Origin of the sequence: Nocardiopsis ansamitocini (assembly GCF_030268225.1) — a bacterium.
GTDB classification, from domain to species: Bacteria; Actinomycetota; Actinomycetes; order Streptosporangiales; family Streptosporangiaceae; genus Nocardiopsis_D; species Nocardiopsis_D ansamitocini.
This window is the reverse complement of record NZ_BSQG01000002.1, coordinates 317251-334089: the sequence shown is the minus strand read 5'-3', so window position 1 is coordinate 334089 and position 16839 is coordinate 317251. Positions and strand designations below refer to the sequence as shown.

The following is a 16839-nucleotide window of genomic DNA, read 5'->3' as shown; positions in this document are numbered from 1 at the left end:
CGATCATGCACGGAGCCAAATGGCGAGGGCTGCGACAGTTGCGGTCCCGAGGAAGAGGTAGCCGCGCTTGTCATAGCGGGTGGCTACTGCTCTGGCTTGCTTGAGCCGATTGATGGCCCGTTCGACGGTGTTGCGTTTCTTGTACCGCTCTTCGTCGAAGCCAGGTGGCCGTCCGCCGCGTGACCCTTTGTGCTGGCGGCCAGCCTCGCTGTCGGTCTTTTCCGGGATCCAGTGCCGGATACCCCGTCGCCGCAGATACTCACGGCACGGGCCGTTGCTGTAAGCCTTATCTGCCGCGACGCTGTCGGGCTTCTTGCGCGGTCTGCCCGGACCGGTCCGAGGGACGCGAATCTTCTCCAGCACGGGCTCGAACTGCGTGCAGTCCGCCCGCTGTCCCGGAGTTACGATCAGGGACAGCGGGCGGCAGCGGCCGTCCGCGCTCAGGTGGAGCTTGGTGGTGAACCCGCCCCGCGAGCGACCCGGGCCCTCACCTCCTGTACCACCTCCGCCAGGCGGGTGAGGAGGCTCTGCCACGCCGTCTCGTCCTATGTGTTCTGCCGCTGCGTCCCCCTTTGAAGGCGGGCGGTGGTCCGGTTCGGGCGCCGGCGGCATGCTGCTGGGACCGCACGACGGTGGAGTCGACCGAGACGTCCCAGTCGATCTCCCCAGCCGCGTCGGCCTCGGCCCGGACCTGCCGGAGCAGGCGTTCCCAGGTTCCGTCGGCCGACCACAGAAGGTGACGTTCGTAGACCGTCTTCCACGGGCCGAACCGTTCGGGCAGGTCACGCCACTGAACGCCGGTCCGCACCCGGCGCAGAATCCCGTTGATCACCTGCCGGTGATTCCGTCACCTGCCACAACGCCTGTTACTGACCGGCAGGAACGGTTGCAGGCGTTCCCACTCGACATCCGTCAGATCGCCCCGCCCCATGCGCACATCAACGACACGACTGCGAAGTAGTCACATGATCGGCCGGACAAGTCCTAGCCGGCCCGGACGGCGGGCGGAGGAGCATGCCCTTGCCGTCATTCCATGCCCTTCTTGCCCGGTGTCCAGAACGGCTTGGTCAGGACCGCGCGCCGGTCCCAGCCCGCTTCCCGGAGCACCTGCCGTACTGCTTGCACGTCCCGTGCCTCTCCGGCGACATATGCGATCCCGCCGGGTTCGGGGGCGAGTCGTCGTATCGCGTCCGGCAGTGACGTCTCGCCCCGGAGTACCCAGTCCAGCCGGTCGCCACCCGGCAGGGGAAGCCGGTCCGTGGCTGTCGCCGTCTCGATACACCCGGAGACCGCGGCGTCCCCGGGCAGTGCCGCGAGCATCGCACCGAACGCGACCGAGGCCGTCTCGTCGCCGACGAAGAGGTGGCGGGTGGCGTCGGGACGCAGCGTGAAGGTGCCCTCGGGGCGCCGCAGCCGCACCTGTTCGCCCGGTGCGACGGTGCGGCCCCACCGGGCGCCAGGACCACCCGCGGCGTGGTCCAGTACGCACAACTCGACGACGCCGGACGGGTCGTAGTGCCAGACCGAGTACGTACGGAGAGTGAGTCCACCGACCAGGACACGTACCTGCTGGCCCGGCTGGACCTCCAGACCGGCCAGTTGCCCGCTCTCGATGCGCAGCCGACGCATCCGGGCGGTGACCTGCTCGGCCTCGGTGACGGTGCCACGTACGGTCAGAAGATCGAGAACGGGGTTCAAAACAGCGGGCATTAAGGCTCCTCAACGGGACGGGGTGTCGTACTCAGCGGGAGGCAAGACGCGATATTACGCATTTGAGAGAGTGCGCGTTGGGGCGGCGTCCCCGTAGCCGGTGAACACGGCCGGCGGCACCAGCGGCAGAGTGACCGGCACAGGCCGGAGGCCAGGTCGGCGGGGGCGGACAGGACGGTATTGGCGGGCCGCAGCGCCGAGGGCGGTGCGGGCATCCAGGGCTGTGATGCCCGGACCGGAGTCCAGGTCCGCCTGGCGCGGCGAGAGGCGAGGCCGCCGCGCTGTGGGCGAGTGCTGGCACGGCCGGATAGGTGCCGGCCGAGACGGCCGGAAGTCAGCAGGCGCACTTCCAGTACGTGGTTCGCCCAAGGTCGAACCACGGTTCGCCGGACGGTCGCCTACCGCGCAGCTCCGACGGGCGGGCACTCAGGCGTTGACGGTCGCCAGAATGCCGGGGTCGTAGTTCTTGGCATATCCGTTCTCGACACCCACGAGAATTTCGACGACCTCGAAGTAGTGGTCCCAGAACGGCGTCTCGCGCAACGCCTCGACGACCAACTGGAAGGACTGGTGATCGCGTGCCTCCCAAACCCAGACATCGGTGACGCGGGCCGTGTAGAACTCGGTGTCGAAGTAGCGCCAACGTACGTCCTCGGCCTTGTCCTTGACGGCGGGCAGAACGCTCTCCTGGAAGGCGGCCACGCGCTCCGGTACGGACAGCTCCAACCAGGCTCGATTGGTCTTGAGGAGGATGAACGCCGTTACGGCGGGCTCGAAGTCGGACATGGGGAATCTCCTCGCGGGGTGCTGGACAGTGGTCACGATGAGCCTCGACCGGGCCGGGAAGGTCGGATTCCAGCCGGGAAACTTGCGGGTGCCCGCGACCCCTGCGATGAGGGCGGACGTGACCTTCACCAACCGGTTTCGGTTCACCGTGCACCGAAACAGTAAGGGTTTCGATGCACGATGTCTAGTTATTCGGTGAGACACTGATCCCGACGGGCAGCCTCGCTACCATGGCGGGATGATCGAGACGAAACGCCGCGGCGGCCGACCCCGCAGCGAGCAGGCGCGCGAGGCCGTCCTGCACGCCGTCGACGATCTGCTGCTTGAGGTCGGCTACGCGGCGATGACCATGAAGGGCATCGCTATACGGGCGGGCGTCGGGCGGCAGACGGTCTACCGCTGGTGGTCGACGAAGGCGGAGATCCTCTTCGAGGCGTGTGTGGACGACGCCGAGGAGGAACTCCTCGTCGAGCCGGCGGGCACCCGGCTCGACGATGTCACGTCCTACCTCGACGCGCTGATGCGCTTCCTCGCCTACTCACCGGCTGGAGCCGGCTACCGCGCCCTGCTCGCGGCCGCACAGCACGATCCGGCGGTGAAACAATTGATCGCGACCAAGGACGTTCTCAGGGACAGCGCGCGGGCGGTCCTGCATCGCATCGACCCGCACCGACCGGCCGGCGATTATGCAATCGACCTGCTGATCGGACCCACCTTCTTCTGGATCATGAGCGGGCGCGACCCGGCACAGCTCGACATCCACGAGCTGGCACGAAGCTTCTTCCATGGTTTCGGGTCTGAGGAATCCTGAAGGCGATCCCTCCGCGTCACTCCCAGCCACATACCGACGGCTGTCATCGGTGTTTCGTAATAGACCGTCTTCCACGGGCCGAACCGTTCGGGCAGGTCACGCCACTGAACGCCGGTCCGCACCCGGCGCAGAATCCCGTTGATCACCTGCCGGTGATTCCGTCACCTGCCACAACGCCTGTTACTGACCGGCAGGAACGGTTGCAGGCGTTCCCACTCGACATCCGTCAGATCGCCCCGCCCCATGCGCACATCAACGACACGACTGCGAAGTAGTCACATGATCGGCCGGACAAGTCCTAGCCGGCCCGGACGGCGGACGGCACCGGACGGCTCCCCTACGGCCCGGTACGCCACGCAGAGGCCCGCCCGGCCACGGTCAGGCCTCTCTCCCTCAAGGGCCCTATCGCCCCGCTGTACGTCGCCCTGATGCGCACGGCGCCGCGCCTCGACAGCGCATGCAAAGGCCCCCGTCCCGGTCGTCACCGGAAAACGAGGGCCTTGTCCAGCACCTAACCCCAGGCCAGAGAAACCGTCTCCGGGTCCTCAAGCATCAGACCGACATCGCGCAGGACCTTAGAACCCAGTTCCCCGTCCACGAGGCGGTGGTCGAAGGACAGCGACAGCGTCGTCACCTTGCGAATCCGAATCCGTCCCTTGTGCACCCACGGCATGTCCCGGATCTGCCCGAAGGCCAAGATCGCGGCTTCCCCCGGGTTGAGGATGGGGGTGCCCGCGTCCACCCCGAAAACGCCGACGTTGGTGATGGTGATCGTCCCGCCGCTCATATCCGCCGGAGTGGTCCGCCCCGCTCTGGCCGTCTCGGTCAGAGCGCGCAGTTCCTGCGCCAGTTCCGGCAGCGCCTTGGTGTGGGCGTCCTTGATGTTGGGCACCACCAGCCCGCGCTCGGTAGCGGCGGCGATGCCGAGGTTGACGTAGTGCTTGACCACGATCTCCTGGGCGGCCTCGTCCCAGGACGCATTGACCCCCGGATAACGCCGGACGGCCGTCAGCAGCGCCTTGGCCACCAGTAGAAGCGGCGAAACCCGTACCTGAGCAAACTCCGGACGCTCCCGGAGCTTGCGTACGGACTTCATCATCTTGGTGACGTCGACCTGGAGGAACTCGGTCACGTGCGGTGCGGTGAACGCACTGTTGACCATGGCCGCGGCCGTGTGCTTGCGCACTCCCTTGATGGGGACCCGGGTCTCCCTGGGTTCCGCGGCGACATCCGCTTCCGGCGGCACCGCCCGGGGCTTCCCCTCCGCGACCGGGGCCGACGGGATGGCCGCGGCTCCGTGCCGACGGACGTCCTCCCGGGTCACGATCCCCCCCGGACCGCTTGCGGTGACCGATCCCAGGTCGATGCCGAGGTCCTTGGCGAGCTTGCGGACCGGCGGCTTGGCGAGCACGACCGCACGCGCGGTCGGCACGGGTGCCGACTCCTCGACTGCCACCGGCCTGCTGCGCGCCCTGCGTCGGGTTGCTCCGGCTTTTTCCCCGTATCCGACCAGGGGTTTCTCGCGGACCTCGTCGTCGGCCTCTGCGGGAGCCTCGGCCTTCGGCTTGGTCGCCCCGGCAGAGTCGGCCGTTCCTCCGGTGTCCACACTGATGATGGGGGTGCCGACGTCGACCGTGCGACCCGCCTCGACCAAGAGCTCGCGGACGGTCCCCGCGTAGGGGCTGGGCAACTCGACGGCCGCCTTGGCCGTCTCGATCTCGCAGATGATCTGGTTGACCTTGACCTCGTCCCCCGGCTGGACGGTCCAGTGCAAAATCTCGGCGTCGACCAATCCTTCGCCCACATCGGGCAGGCGGAACTGCTGGATCCCTTGGAACTGGGACATTCCCTGCTTCACCTGGCTCTCTGTGACTTCAGAACGCGAACGAGCGGTCGACACCGTCGAGCACCCGGTCGAGGTCGGGGAGGTAGTGCTCCTCCAGCCTGGAGGGCGGATAGGGGGTGTCGAAGCCGGCGACCCGGATGACCGGGGCCTCCAGGTGGTAGAAGCAGTCCTGGGTGACACGGGCGGCGATCTCGGCGCCCAGGCCGCTGCTCAGCGGGGCCTCATGGGTGATCACCAGGCGACCGGTACGCCGGACCGAGGCGTTGAGGGTCGCGTAGTCCACCGGTGAGAGGGAGCGGAGGTCGACCACCTCGATGTCGTGCTCGGTGTCTGCTTCGGCCGCCTGGATCGCGGTCTTGACCATGGGCCCGTACGCCAGAAGCGTGATATCGGCTCCCGGACGTGCCACTCGCGCACCGTCCATCCGGTAGGCCGAGGCCAGGGGGGGCTCGGTGTCCACGTCGGCCTTCTCGTAGTAACGGCGTTTGGGCTCGAAGAAGATCACCGGGTCGTCGGAGGTGATCGCCTGCTGAATCATCCAGTAGGCGTCTACCGCGTTGGCCACCGTGACCACCCGGAGCCCCGGCGTATGGGCGAAGTACGCCTCCGGTGACTCGCTGTGGTGCTCGACCGCGCCGATACCGCCGCCGTAGGGGATGCGCAGCACGACGGGCATCTTCAGGGTGCCGCCCGAGCGCGCCCGCATCTTGGCGAGTTGGGTGAAGGTCTGGTTGGCGGCGGGGAAGAAGAACCCGTCGAACTGGATCTCGCAGACCGGGCGGTAGCCGCGCAGGGCCATGCCGATCGCGGTACCGATGATGCCCGACTCCGCCAGCGGGGTGTCGATGACCCGGTCCGCCCCGAAGTCCTTGTAGAGACCGTCGGTGACCCGGAAGACTCCGCCGAGTTTGCCGACGTCCTCCCCCATGATCAGGACCTTGGGGTCGGCTTCCATGGACCGTCTCAGGCCCGCGTTGATGGCCTTGCCGATCGTGAGTTTCGTCGACATGGTCTAGCGGCCTCCTTCGGTGCCCGCGCCCTCGAAGGATGCGAGGTAATCGGCGAACTCCGAGCGCTGGCGGTCCAGATGGGAGTGGGGTTCGGCGTAGGTGTGGGTGAAGATGTCGAGCGGCCGGGGGTCGGGCAGCGAGCGGCAGTCGCGGCGGACCTGCTCGGCGAGCTCCTCCGACTCGGCCTCGATGGAGGCGAAGAAGGCGTCGTCGGCGAGGCCGGTGTTGGCGAGATAGGCCCACAACCTGCTGATCGGGTCCTTGAGCCGCCACTCCTCCAGTTCCGCCGACATCCGGTAACGCGTGGGGTCGTCGTTGGTGGTGTGTGCGCCCATGCGGTAGGTGAACGCCTCGATGAGGGTCGGTCCCTGGCCTTCACGGGCGCTCTGCAACGCCTTGCGAGTCACCGCGAGGGAGGCGAAGACGTCGTTGCCGTCGATGCGTACGCCGGGGAAACCGAATCCGGCGGCCCTCCGGTAGATGGGCACCCGGGACTGCCGCTCCAGCGGCTCGGAGATGGCCCACTGGTTGTTCTGGCAGAAGAAGACGACGGGCGCGTTGTTCACAGCCGCGAAGTTGAACGCCTCGTTGGTGTCGCCCTGGCTGGTGGCTCCGTCACCGAAGTAGGTGATGACTGCTTCGCCGTCCTCCCCGACCGCTCCGTCACGCTGGACACCCATGGCGTAGCCGGTGGCGTGCAGCGCCTGGCTGCCGATGACGATCGTGTACAGGTGGAAGCCGTGTTCCGCTGGGTCCCAGCCGCCGTTGGTGACCCCTCGGTAGAGCCCGAGCAGGCTCTTGTGGCTGACTCCGCGACACCAGGCGACACCGTGGTCCCGATAGGACGGGAAGGCCATGTCACCAGGACGGAGCGCGCGACCGGAACCCACTTGGGCGGCTTCCTGGCCGAGCAGGGAGGCCCAGAGGCCGAGCTCGCCCTGGCGTTGCAGTGCAACGGCCTCGGTGTCGATGCGTCGAACCAGCACGAGGTCGCGGTAGAGGCCGCGGATCTCCTCGGGGGTGAGGTCGATCGGGTAGTCGGGGTGCTCGACGAGCTCCCCTTCGGGGGTCAGAAGCTGGATGAGATCCGGCTCCTCGTGCGAGGTGTTTTCAGGCACCGGTCGCTCCTCGGGTCTTGGGGCCGATGACACGGGGTACCGCTGGTCGGCCGACGATCCACCTGCTCACCCGGGGTAACGGGTACGAGCGGGCGGCCCTACCGACATCGTGACAGAACTCACCACGGGCAGCGCAAGGCCCCTGCGACACCTTTTAAACGATCACCCCATGATCCCGCAGAACACCGAAACCGCAAATACCAGGCTTCAATAAATAATGCAAGGCCATCAAAAGAAAAAGTCGGACTTCCTAAGGAAGTCCGAACTGTATGGCGACCAGCTCGTCGTCTCGGATGGCGCCAGGGGGCCGACGGTCACCCAAATACTTACGACGGAGACGGAGAGTGACGAAACAAAAGCACAACGACGTTCGGGGCCGCTTACCGGCCGGCCGTCGAAACGGCAGGTCAGGCGGGCTGGAGGCCGCGTTCCCTTGCGTAGTCGGCAAGGAGGACACGCAACTGACGGCGGGCGCGGTGCAGGCGCGACATCACTGTCCCCAGTGGAGTGCCCATCCGCGCGGCCACCTCCTTGTAGGAGTAGCCCTCGACGTCGATCAGGTAGACCACCAGCTGGAACTCCTCGGGGAGTTCGGCCAGGGCATGGCGGATCGCGGAGTCGGGAAGCCGGTCGAGCACTTCGGCCTCGGCCGACCGCGACCCGGTGGACGCGTGGGTGTCGGCAGCAGCCAACTGCCAGTCCTTGATCTCATCGGTGGCTTCCTGACGCGGCTCGCGCTGCTTCTTGCGGTAGCCGTTGATGAAGGTGTTGGTCAGGATCCGATAGAGCCAGGCGCGCAGATTGGTACCGGCCCGGAACTGATGGAAGTTGGCAAACGCCTTGGCAAAGGTCTCCTGGACGAGGTCCTCGGCATCGGCGGTGTTGCGGGTCATCCGCAGCGCAGCCGGATAGAGCTGGTCCGCGAAGGGCGTGACCGCCTCGGCGAAGTCAGGGGTTTCCGTGACTTCCGCGGGGTCCGCCGGACGTTGAAGTTCGATGGTCGCCAAATCTCCCCCTAGGAACGACCGTGGATGCTGACACTTACGTAGACGCGTAAAAGGACGGCCAGTGATGACAGCAAACATGGTGATTAGGGTCACGAACTGATAATTTCCGCCCCTTCCAGTGGTGAGAGTCGGGTAAAGAAGCTTTCGCCCCGCCGTATGGCGAGGCGATGACGCCTCCCGCACCGACCGCCACTTCGCCGTCTGTTGTCGGGCGACCGTTCTCACCCGACTTGTCCCCGTCCCCTGCCCGTCACGCGGCACCGCACACATGTGCCCCCACATGCCTCGGGTGGGTCACCTGGGCCTGGGTGCCGTACGCTTCTTGCTGCTCTTGCAATACCGCTGCTCGCGCGGCAGCGGTTCCCTGTACGCGTATGCGGCACAACCGTGGAGGACCCGTGGCCCGCGTCATCGTTGACGTCATGCTCAAGCCGGAGATCCTGGACCCCCAGGGCCAAGCCATCGTCGGGGCGTGCGGCCGCCTCGGTTTTCCCGGTGTGACCCAGGTGCGACAGGGGAAGCGCTTCGTGGTCGAGATCGACGGCGAGGCGGATGACGCCAAGCTCGCCGAGGTCCGCAAGCTCGCTGAGACCCTGCTCGCCAACCCGGTGATCGAGGACTTCGAACTGCACGCCGAGTAAACCCGGCAGTCCGTCCGAAAACACAGCGGTTTCACAGAAACCATGTTGGGAACGTCTTCTATCGTGCCTAAGGCTGCGTGAGGGGCGAGGATGGACGAGAACTTCTCAATCGCGTTACCTCGGGCGGCTTACACCGTCCCGGTGATGCGGGATTTCATGGGCGGGGCGCTGGAGACGAAAGGGGTCTGCGAGGAGTGTCTTTCCGACATCCTCGTGGCAACCACCGAAGCGTGCGCCAACGTCATCGACCACGGCGACCCGGCTCCCCACTACGAAGTCGTCGCCCGGGTACGCGATGGGTTCTGCAGCCTGAAGATCGTGCATGCCGGCCCCAAGTTCGACCCCGCGAGTGTGCCCCTCCCCGATCCGGACTCGGAGTCGGGCAGGGGCATCCTGATGATGCGGGAACTGATGGACCAGGTGTCCTTCGGTTCCGACGCGACCAAGCGCACGACCGTGTGGATGGCCAAGCGGCTGTGCGCGACCAGGGTGAGCCAGCTCTCGCTCTGGCAGCAGCCCCTGGCCACACAGCAGATGTGACCGCCGCCTAGCTCGCGTGCCGCCAGGAGGCCCCCGGGAGTGGTTTTTCCGCGCCGTCGGGCCCCCGGAAGACGACTCCGGGGCCCTTGGTCGCGAGACCGATCTCGAAGAACTCCGATCCGTTGTCGGCGAAAAGGGCACGAACAGCACTGACGTCGTGGGCACCGACGGTGAACACCAGCTCGAAATCCACCGAGTTTCCAGCGTGGTGGCCGTCGCCGGAATCGGACAAGCTCAGAGACACCGGGTGGGCCGTAGCGGGTGGTTCGCCGCCACCACCCCAAATCCTTTTGACCAAAAGGCGGACCCAGCTATCCGGATCACAGTTGGGAGCGGTCGTAAATTCCCCTCCGGCATCGGATACATCGTCCTCGCGATGAGGAACCAGATGGATACGGAGACGGCCGACACTCCTACCTACGACACGCCCCGCGTTCACGACTATGGTGTACCCGTGGGGCCGCACTCCTTGTCGAGGGATTTCTTGAACTCCCCGAGAAGCGCATATGTATCGCCCGCCTCGTTTACCCCAGGTCGAAGAACGACTCGACATTCCACTTCGGAACGACCCTATACCCCCAGGCGCGGCAGGAAAGTTGCCATACCCCGCAAAAAGGCCCCACTCTCGCAATGAATTTTATTCATTGAACCATCGCCAATTCGACAAAAATACATGCACCCGAAGAATCCGAGTCACCCCGGGAGCCAGAACGGGAAATTTGACCCGAAATGATTTCGACCATTTAATTGACCGCAGAAAACAAAAAAGGGATCGGAGGAAATCGGAAATCCAAATCGGCGCAGTCGGCCAAGGAATAACGAATCAACCGCCGCGAACCGTACATCAACGGGACGAAGACGTCCGTGCTCGTCATGGAGGGAGCCCGCGGCCAAGTGACGGGCCTCGCCTGCACCTCCCGACCCCGCCGGGTGAGGTCACCAGGTAATCTCGTGACCGGTCGGACCGTTCGGAATCCGACCGGCCGGCCTTGCTCCCACCCACACCGTTCGGAGAGTGCCCATCATGACTGCCCCCCGCGTGGGAGTCGTCACATTCCCTGGTTCCCTTGACGACAGGGACGCCGCGCGCGCACTGCGCCTCGCCGGCGCACAAACCGTTTCGCTCTGGCACGACGAAGCCGACCTGAAGGGTGTCGACGCCGTCGTCCTGCCCGGTGGCTTCTCCTACGGCGACTACCTGCGCTGTGGTGCGATCGCCCGTTTCGCACCGATCATGACCGAGCTCGTTCCCGCCGCTCGCGCCGGAAACCTGCCGGTGCTGGGCATCTGCAACGGGTTCCAGATCCTGTGCGAGAGCCACCTTCTGCCCGGCGCGCTCACCCGCAACGCTTCCCGGCACTTCATCTGCCGCGACCAGCTCCTGCGCGTCGAGGCCGCCGACACCGCGTGGACCAACTCCTACAGCTCCGGCCAGGAGATCCTGATCCCGCTGAAGAGCGGCGAGGGCAGCTACGCGGCCCACGCCGACACCATCGCCGAACTGGAGCGCGAGGGCCGTGTCGTGGCCCGCTACGTGGACTCCGCGCCCAACGGTTCCCAAAGCGACATCGCCGGAATCACGAACGAGCACGGCAACGTGGTGGGGCTCATGCCGCACCCCGAGCACGCGGTCGAGGCACTGACCGGCCCCTCCCGTGACGGTGTGGGGTTCTTCACCTCCATCCTCGCGCACCTCGCCAAGGGCGCCCCGGTGGGCGCGGCAGCGAGCTGAGCGCGTTGACCATCCGGCGGGGGGACGTTTCTCGATGATGGCGCTGCTGCGGTCCAGGATGACGATGGTCGCTTTGGTCGCCGTGGTCATCGTCGGCCTGGTCGCGACCATGGCCGTGGGACTGCTGACCTCCACCGAGACCCCCGGCAACGCCGTCAAGCCGCCGGACGCACCCGGCGTGGAGATGCTGGGCACCCCGCCGCAGGGCATCGAGTACACCGACCTGGGCGAACAGTGCGACCAGGCAGAGTGCTTCCGCCCGATCGCCGTAACCGCGGAGGGCCGCGACGCCGACGAGGCGATCGAGGCCGTCTACACCCAACTGCTCGACCGAGGCTGGGGGAGGCTCCTTCCCCAAGGCGAGAGCGACCCGGAAACGGTCCCGCTCGCCGATTCCGCGCTGAGCGACGGTGGACTCCTCGTCCAGGCCAGCCGCCAGCCCTACACCCCCGAGTCGACGGCCGGCCTGATCCTCGCGCACTCGGTTCCGCCTTCTCCTCCGGCCTCTTAAGCCCTGATCAGCTCCAGCATCTCGAATGGAATGACCAGTAATGTCTGAAGTATCCCAGTTCGACACGGTCACCAAGGCCGAAACCACGCCGGACACCCCGCAGCCCTTCGCCGAACTCGGCATGAAGGACGACGAGTACGCGCGGGTCCGCGAGATCCTGGGCCGCCGGCCGACCTCTGCCGAGCTGGCGATCTACTCGGTCATGTGGAGCGAGCACTGCTCCTACAAGAGCTCGAAGGTCCACCTGCGCCAGTTCGGCGAGAAGGCCCCCGAAACCGACGCACTGCTGGTCGGGATGGGCGAGAACGCCGGTGTGGTGGACGTCGGCGACGGCTACGCCGTCACCTTCAAGATCGAATCGCACAACCACCCCTCCTACGTGGAGCCGCACCAGGGTGCCGCCACCGGTGTGGGCGGCATCGTCCGCGACATCCTCACCATGGGCGCCCGCCCCGTAGCGGTCATGGACGCGCTGCGCTTCGGTCCGGCCGACGCCCCCGACACCCAGCGGGTGCTGCCCGGTGTCGTCTCCGGCATCTCCTTCTACGGCAACTGCCTCGGGCTGCCCAACATCGGCGGCGAACTGGGCTTCGACGCCGGATACTCCGGAAACCCCCTGGTCAACGCGCTCTGCGTGGGTGTCATGAAGCACGGCGACATCAAACTCGCCCAGGCCCCCGGCCCCGGAAACCACGTGATCCTGTTCGGCTCCACCACCGGCCCCGACGGGATCGGCGGCGCCTCCGTGCTGGCCAGCGCGACGTTCGACGACGAGAGCCAGGCCAAGCGGCCCAGCGTGCAGGTCGGCGACCCGTTCATGGAGAAGCTGCTCATCGAGTGCAGCCTCGAACTGTTCGCCAAGGACCTCGTGGTGGGCATCCAGGACCTGGGGGCGGCCGGTGTCTCCTGCGCCACCACCGAGCTCGCGGCCGGTGGCACCGGCGGCATGCGGGTGGAACTGGACCGCGTCCCGCTGCGCGACCACCGGCTGACGCCCGAAGAGATCCTGATGAGCGAGTCCCAGGAGCGGATGATGGCCATCGTCGAGCCGGGCAAGCTCGACGACTTCCTCGCCACCTGCGCCAAGTGGGACATCCTCGCCAGCGTGATCGGCGAGGTCACCGAGGTCACCGAGGAGGAGGCCGCACGCGGCGGCCGTCTCGTGATGACCTGGCACGGCGAGACCGTCGTGGACATGCCGCCGCGCACCGCCTCCGACGAGGGCCCGGTCTACGAGCGCCCGCTGGCCCGCCCCGACGACCTGGACGGTCTCCAGGCCGACGACCCCACCGAGTTGGAGCGTCCCTCGACCGACGCACAGCTGCGCGAGCAGGTGCTGCGCGTCCTGTCCGCCCCGGGGATCTGCGACCCCGCCTGGGTGACGGAGCAGTACGACCGCTACGTTCTCGGCAACACGGTGCTGGCCAACCCGCACGACGGCGGGATGATCCGGATCACCGACGACGGCGACCGGGGCGTGGCACTGGCCACCGACGGCAACGGCCGCTACACCCGGCTCGACCCCTACGCGGGGACTCAGCTGGCGTATGCCGAGGCGTACCGCAACGTCGCGGCAACCGGGGCCCGCCCACTCGCGGTGACCAACTGCCTGAACTTCGGCTCCCCCGAGGACCCCGCGGTGATGTGGCAGTTCTCCGAGTCGGCGAAGGGCCTCGCCGACGCCTGCCTCCAGCTGGGTACCCCGGTGACCGGCGGCAACGTGAGCTTCTACAACCAGACCGGCTCCACGGCGATCAACCCGACCCCGGTGATCGGTGTCCTCGGGGTGATCGAGGACGTGCACAACAGGCTGACCAGCTCGTTCAGCCACTCCGATGAAGGCGCCAAGATCTTCCTGCTCGGGGAGACCCGCGAGGAACTGGGCGGCTCCGCGTGGGCGGACATCGTGCACGGTCATCTGGGCGGACTGCCGCCGCAGGTGGACCTGGTCGCCGAGGCCTCGCTGGGCGAGGTGCTGGCCGATGGTGCGGACAACGGTCTGCTGGCCAGTGCGCACGACCTGTCCGACGGTGGTCTGGCGGTGGCACTCGCCGAGTCGAGCCTGCGCGGCGGGGTGGGGTGCGAGGTCAAGCTCGGCGAAGAGCCGTTCCTTGCCCTGTTCAGCGAATCGGCGGGGCGGGCGATCGTGACCGTGCGCGCCGACGCCGAGGGCGCGTTCGGCGAGCTGTGCGCGCGGCACGGTGTTCCGGCGACGCCGATCGGCATCGTGGGCGGCACGGACCTCGCCCTGACCCACGCGAACGGTGAGATCCGCATCGGTCTGGCCGAACTGCGCACGGCGCACGAGTCCACCCTGCCCCAGATCTTCAACGCTTCGCGGTAACCGCAGCGGCTCGACCGCTTGAGAACGCGCCGGTGGCCCGGCCCCTGATCGAGGGGCCGGGCCACCGTTGTTCGTGCGGTGCTCTCCCCGGTTATGTGCCCGTCTCGTTGGTGCGGTCGGCCCTGGGGTCGGTGGCCGGAATGCCATCGTCGTCGACCAGCGGTTCCGGTTCCAGGTCCTCGTGGACGCGCGTGGGTTGCCCGCTCCGGAGGACGCCGTCGATCTCGGAGCTCATCTGGTCGTCGAGCCTGGGACTGTGCTTGTCGCTGCCGCGCTGCATGAGCGTCCGCCCTTTCTCGGTCTGGCCGGCGAAACCGGTTGGACTCGCCGGGTTACCCGACTCGTCCCGGGCAAAACACCACTTCGTGTACCCGGTCGGAGCAGACCGCAGCGACACTAACCTTTCAGTTAGCCATGCCTTACCCCATGCATGTCGCTCCCCCGCGCGGGCAGCCGCCAGGACGAAGACGGCCACACAGTCCGAGGGAGGTGAGTGGGCCCCGGCGGAGGCCGGCCCACCGAATTACATGCAACTAGGATTTCTGCGCTCGCTGTACGCTGTCCCCGGTCCCGTCGCCTCGGTCTTTCTGGACACGACCCGGACCTCGGAGAACTCCGACAAGGAGATCGAGCTGCGCTGGCGGGGACTGCGCGAGCACCTCGCCGAACAGGGCGCCGACGACGACACCTTGAGCGCGCTGGACCGCGTCGTCGGGGGTGCGTCCGGAGTTCCCGGCCCCCAGGGAGAAGCTCTCTTCGCCGCGGAGGGGCAGGTGCTGGCCACGTACACGCTCACCAGCCCTCCGCCCAGTGACCGGGCCTCGTGGCTGCCCATTCCCGATCCCTCCGACCTGGTCGCCGACCGCGCGCTCCAACTGCCCTACGTCGTCGTCGCGGCCGACCGGGAGGGTGCCGACGTGGACGCCTACACCCTGGACCGCCACGACCCCGTCTCCGAACGCAGTTTCAGCGGCAGCACCCTGCACATCCAGAAGATCCGCCAGGGAGGCTGGGCACACAAGCAGTACCAGCGTCGAGCGGAGAACCTCTGGGACACCAACGCCGAGGAGGTCGCCAAGGACGTCATGGCCGCGGTCGACGAGGTGAAGGCGGAACTGGTGTTCGTCGGCGGCGACGAGCGCGCCGTCGGCAAGCTCCGAAACCACCTGAGCACTCCCGTTCGCGGCATCGTGGTGGACCTGCCGGGCGGGGGCCGTTCCGACCATGCCGCGCTGGCGCGCCTCCGCGAGGCGGTGGACGAGGCGCTGTCGACCGCTGTCGCCCAGGGAAGCGCCCAGGAGGCGGAGAACTTCGCCGACGCGCTGGGGACGGGAGACGCGGTACAGGGCCGAGCCGAGACCGCAGAGGCCCTTCGTCGCGGTCAGGTCCAGACGCTGCTCCTGGGGACCGGCCGGGACATGGGTGGGACGTTGTGGACTTCGCCCACTGATCCGATGGAGGTGTCGGCCACCCGTGAGCAGCTCACGGACGCCGGGACGGCGCTGGAGGTGCCGGCGGACACGGCCCTGATCCGGGCCGCCGCCCTCAGCGATGCCGAGTTCCTCCCGCTCGCGTCTCCGCGGGGAGCCACCGAGGGCACGGGCGCTCTGTTGCGCTTCAGCGTGACCGGATAACCAGGAGGAGAGACATTGAGAGGCGGGCGGCTCAAGGGCCCCATCGGCAGTCCCGAACGGCCGGCCAGCGCGCTGACCTTCCGTCTCGTACTTGCCGTCTTCGGGGCCGCGGTGTGTCTGATCGGCGCGGTACTGGCCGTGCTGTGGGCCCACTCCGCGTCGCTGACGGTAGTGCTGGGCGCCGGGTTCCTGGCCGCCTGCCTCAATGTCTACTGGGTGAGCCGGCGCCGTCGCTACGAGCGCTGACTCCTCGGATCACTCCTCCACCAGCATCCCCTCGCGCATCGTGGCCAAGGCGTTGGACAGCAGCCGTGACACGTGCATCTGGGAGATCCCGACATCGGCGGCGATCTCGCTCTGGGTCTTGTTGCCGAAGAAGCGCAGTATGACGATGCGGCGCTCGCGGTCGGGCAGCCCCTCCAACAGCGGGGGCAGGGACTCGCGATAGTCCACGAGTTCCAACAGGTGGTCCGGCCCGCCGATCGTGTCGCCGAGGTTGATCCGCTCGTGCCCGTCGTCGCCCGTGGGCGAATCCAGTGACAGGGCACTGTAGGCGGTGGACGCCTCGATCAGCTCGGCGAGGTCGTCCCGGGTCATCTGGAGCTCCTCGGCGAGCTCGGTCGTGGTGGGCGAGCGCCCGAGCACCTGGGTGAGTCTCCGGGTGGCCTGGTTGAGCTCGCCGCGTCGTTCCTGGAGCCGGCGCGGCACACGGACGGCCCAGGTCTTGTCACGGAAGTGTCGCTTGATCTCACCGGCCATCATCGGCATGGCGTAGGCGATGAAGTCGTAGCCGAGATCGGCGTCGAAGCCGTTGATGGCCTTGACGAGGCCGAGCAGCGCGGCCTGCTGGAGGTCTTCGACGGGCTCACCGCGGTTGGCGTAGCGCGACGCGAGATGCCGGGCGAGGCCGATGTGCTCACGGGCGATGGCGGCACGCAGTTCGTCGCGTTCCAGGCTGCCTTCGGCGGATTCGGCGAGTTGGGTGAAGAGTTCGGCGACCTGGACGTCGCGCTGAGGGCGGGACTGTGCGGGCGCTGCGGAGGACACCGAAGCGGCGTCACTGGTTTTACGGGCGTGCATGGCTGACTCCTGAACAGGATCAGCGTCGCACCGAATTACCGGGAAGCGCGGTATGGGGGACCGCGCTCA

The 16839-nt window shown here is 67.3% G+C and carries 17 protein-coding genes and 2 pseudogenes; 8 read left to right on the top strand and 11 right to left on the bottom strand.

Annotated features, from left to right (window positions below):
- Positions 1 to 3: 3 nt before the first annotated feature.
- The 3 genes and pseudogenes from QSJ59_RS08125 to QSJ59_RS08115 all read right to left on the bottom strand — a co-directional run bounded on the left by QSJ59_RS08125 (position 4) and on the right by QSJ59_RS08115 (position 2496).
- Positions 4 to 931 (bottom strand): annotated as a pseudogene (locus QSJ59_RS08125) (IS5 family transposase).
- A 95-nt stretch (positions 932 to 1026) separates the two neighbouring features.
- Positions 1027 to 1710 carry a siderophore-interacting protein gene (locus QSJ59_RS08120; RefSeq protein WP_285758338.1) on the bottom strand — a complete coding sequence of 228 codons (684 nt, stop codon included), beginning with the start codon at positions 1708 to 1710 and terminating at the stop codon, positions 1027 to 1029.
- 426 nt (positions 1711 to 2136) lie between these two features.
- A complete protein-coding gene (locus QSJ59_RS08115; RefSeq protein WP_285758336.1) occupies positions 2137 to 2496 on the bottom strand; it encodes a darcynin family protein in 360 nt (119 codons plus the stop codon).
- Between the two features lie 238 nt (positions 2497 to 2734).
- Here QSJ59_RS08115 and QSJ59_RS08110 point away from each other — a divergent pair, with 238 nt between their 5' ends.
- Entirely contained in the window at positions 2735 to 3307 is a 573-nt protein-coding gene (locus tag QSJ59_RS08110) for a TetR/AcrR family transcriptional regulator (RefSeq protein ID WP_285758334.1), read from the top strand.
- A 59-nt stretch (positions 3308 to 3366) separates the two neighbouring features.
- Here the strand turns inward: QSJ59_RS08110 and QSJ59_RS08105 are convergent.
- From QSJ59_RS08105 to QSJ59_RS08085, 5 genes and pseudogenes are all read right to left on the bottom strand, one after another.
- Positions 3367 to 3552: pseudogene (locus tag QSJ59_RS08105) on the bottom strand (transposase); the annotation flags it as partial.
- 266 nt (positions 3553 to 3818) lie between these two features.
- Entirely contained in the window at positions 3819 to 5153 is a 1335-nt protein-coding gene (locus QSJ59_RS08100; RefSeq protein WP_285758332.1) for a dihydrolipoamide acetyltransferase family protein, read from the bottom strand.
- Between the two features lie 28 nt (positions 5154 to 5181).
- Positions 5182 to 6162, bottom strand: coding sequence for an alpha-ketoacid dehydrogenase subunit beta (locus QSJ59_RS08095; protein ID WP_285758331.1), 981 nt, complete (start codon positions 6160 to 6162; stop codon positions 5182 to 5184).
- Positions 6163 to 6165: 3 nt separating this feature from the next.
- The gene (pdhA, locus tag QSJ59_RS08090; RefSeq protein ID WP_285758330.1) at positions 6166 to 7281 is read right to left on the bottom strand and encodes a pyruvate dehydrogenase (acetyl-transferring) E1 component subunit alpha; all 1116 of its coding nucleotides are present in this window, start codon (positions 7279 to 7281) and stop codon (positions 6166 to 6168) included.
- A gap of 407 nt (positions 7282 to 7688) precedes the next feature.
- Positions 7689 to 8288 (bottom strand): sigma-70 family RNA polymerase sigma factor, encoded by a 600-nt coding sequence (locus tag QSJ59_RS08085; protein WP_285758329.1) that lies wholly within the window; start codon positions 8286 to 8288, stop codon positions 7689 to 7691.
- A 398-nt stretch (positions 8289 to 8686) separates the two neighbouring features.
- On the opposite strand from QSJ59_RS08085, the gene purS reads away from it, so the two are divergent.
- Both purS and QSJ59_RS08075 read left to right on the top strand, forming a co-directional pair.
- Positions 8687 to 8929: a phosphoribosylformylglycinamidine synthase subunit PurS gene (gene purS / locus QSJ59_RS08080; protein WP_285758328.1), complete on the top strand. Its 243-nt coding sequence runs from the start codon at positions 8687 to 8689 to the stop codon at positions 8927 to 8929.
- 144 nt (positions 8930 to 9073) lie between these two features.
- The gene (locus tag QSJ59_RS08075) at positions 9074 to 9469 is read left to right on the top strand and encodes an ATP-binding protein (protein ID WP_285758327.1); all 396 of its coding nucleotides are present in this window, start codon (positions 9074 to 9076) and stop codon (positions 9467 to 9469) included.
- Positions 9470 to 9476: 7 nt separating this feature from the next.
- Here the strand turns inward: QSJ59_RS08075 and QSJ59_RS08070 are convergent, their stop codons facing one another.
- Positions 9477 to 9713 (bottom strand): hypothetical protein, encoded by a 237-nt coding sequence (locus tag QSJ59_RS08070; RefSeq protein ID WP_285758326.1) that lies wholly within the window; start codon positions 9711 to 9713, stop codon positions 9477 to 9479.
- A gap of 780 nt (positions 9714 to 10493) precedes the next feature.
- Here QSJ59_RS08070 and purQ point away from each other — a divergent pair.
- The 3 genes from purQ (at position 10494) to purL (ending at position 14056) form a co-directional block, all read left to right on the top strand.
- On the top strand, positions 10494 to 11201 hold the full coding sequence (gene purQ, locus QSJ59_RS08065) for a phosphoribosylformylglycinamidine synthase subunit PurQ (RefSeq protein ID WP_285758325.1): 708 nt from the start codon (positions 10494 to 10496) through the stop codon (positions 11199 to 11201).
- Positions 11202 to 11265: 64 nt separating this feature from the next.
- The gene (locus tag QSJ59_RS08060; RefSeq protein ID WP_285758324.1) at positions 11266 to 11712 is read left to right on the top strand and encodes a hypothetical protein; all 447 of its coding nucleotides are present in this window, start codon (positions 11266 to 11268) and stop codon (positions 11710 to 11712) included.
- 40 nt (positions 11713 to 11752) lie between these two features.
- Complete coding sequence (gene purL / locus QSJ59_RS08055) at positions 11753 to 14056, top strand: phosphoribosylformylglycinamidine synthase subunit PurL (protein ID WP_285758323.1); 2304 nt, start codon at positions 11753 to 11755, stop codon at positions 14054 to 14056.
- Between the two features lie 91 nt (positions 14057 to 14147).
- On the opposite strand, the gene QSJ59_RS08050 is transcribed toward purL, so the two are convergent.
- Positions 14148 to 14336, bottom strand: a complete 189-nt coding sequence (locus QSJ59_RS08050) for a hypothetical protein (protein ID WP_285758322.1) — start codon at positions 14334 to 14336, stop codon at positions 14148 to 14150.
- A gap of 247 nt (positions 14337 to 14583) precedes the next feature.
- Between QSJ59_RS08050 and QSJ59_RS08045 the strand changes: the two genes are divergently transcribed.
- Together QSJ59_RS08045 and QSJ59_RS08040 are read left to right on the top strand one after the other, a co-directional pair.
- Entirely contained in the window at positions 14584 to 15690 is a 1107-nt protein-coding gene (locus tag QSJ59_RS08045) for a baeRF2 domain-containing protein (RefSeq protein ID WP_285758321.1), read from the top strand.
- Positions 15691 to 15705: 15 nt separating this feature from the next.
- Positions 15706 to 15936 carry a hypothetical protein gene (locus QSJ59_RS08040; protein WP_285758320.1) on the top strand — a complete coding sequence of 77 codons (231 nt, stop codon included), beginning with the start codon at positions 15706 to 15708 and terminating at the stop codon, positions 15934 to 15936.
- 9 nt (positions 15937 to 15945) lie between these two features.
- On the opposite strand, the gene QSJ59_RS08035 is transcribed toward QSJ59_RS08040, so the two are convergent.
- Positions 15946 to 16770: a SigB/SigF/SigG family RNA polymerase sigma factor gene (locus QSJ59_RS08035; protein WP_285758319.1), complete on the bottom strand. Its 825-nt coding sequence runs from the start codon at positions 16768 to 16770 to the stop codon at positions 15946 to 15948.
- Positions 16771 to 16839 lie beyond the last annotated feature (69 nt).

Bases quoted from the DNA above. Each gene is read 5' to 3' on its own strand.
- QSJ59_RS08120 (WP_285758338.1), bottom strand. From the start codon at position 1,710: ATGCCCGCTGTTTTGAACCCCGTTCTCGATCTTCTGACCGTACGTGGC.
- QSJ59_RS08115 (WP_285758336.1), bottom strand. From the start codon at position 2,496: ATGTCCGACTTCGAGCCCGCCGTAACGGCGTTCATCCTCCTCAAGACC.
- QSJ59_RS08110 (WP_285758334.1), top strand. From the start codon at position 2,735: ATGATCGAGACGAAACGCCGCGGCGGCCGACCCCGCAGCGAGCAGGCG.
- QSJ59_RS08100 (WP_285758332.1), bottom strand. From the start codon at position 5,153: ATGTCCCAGTTCCAAGGGATCCAGCAGTTCCGCCTGCCCGATGTGGGC.
- QSJ59_RS08095 (WP_285758331.1), bottom strand. From the start codon at position 6,162: ATGTCGACGAAACTCACGATCGGCAAGGCCATCAACGCGGGCCTGAGA.
- QSJ59_RS08075 (WP_285758327.1), top strand. From the start codon at position 9,074: ATGCGGGATTTCATGGGCGGGGCGCTGGAGACGAAAGGGGTCTGCGAG.
- purQ (WP_285758325.1), top strand. From the start codon at position 10,494: ATGACTGCCCCCCGCGTGGGAGTCGTCACATTCCCTGGTTCCCTTGAC.
- QSJ59_RS08060 (WP_285758324.1), top strand. From the start codon at position 11,266: ATGGTCGCTTTGGTCGCCGTGGTCATCGTCGGCCTGGTCGCGACCATG.
- purL (WP_285758323.1), top strand. From the start codon at position 11,753: ATGTCTGAAGTATCCCAGTTCGACACGGTCACCAAGGCCGAAACCACG.
- QSJ59_RS08050 (WP_285758322.1), bottom strand. From the start codon at position 14,336: ATGCAGCGCGGCAGCGACAAGCACAGTCCCAGGCTCGACGACCAGATG.
- QSJ59_RS08045 (WP_285758321.1), top strand. From the start codon at position 14,584: ATGCAACTAGGATTTCTGCGCTCGCTGTACGCTGTCCCCGGTCCCGTC.
- QSJ59_RS08035 (WP_285758319.1), bottom strand. From the start codon at position 16,770: ATGCACGCCCGTAAAACCAGTGACGCCGCTTCGGTGTCCTCCGCAGCG.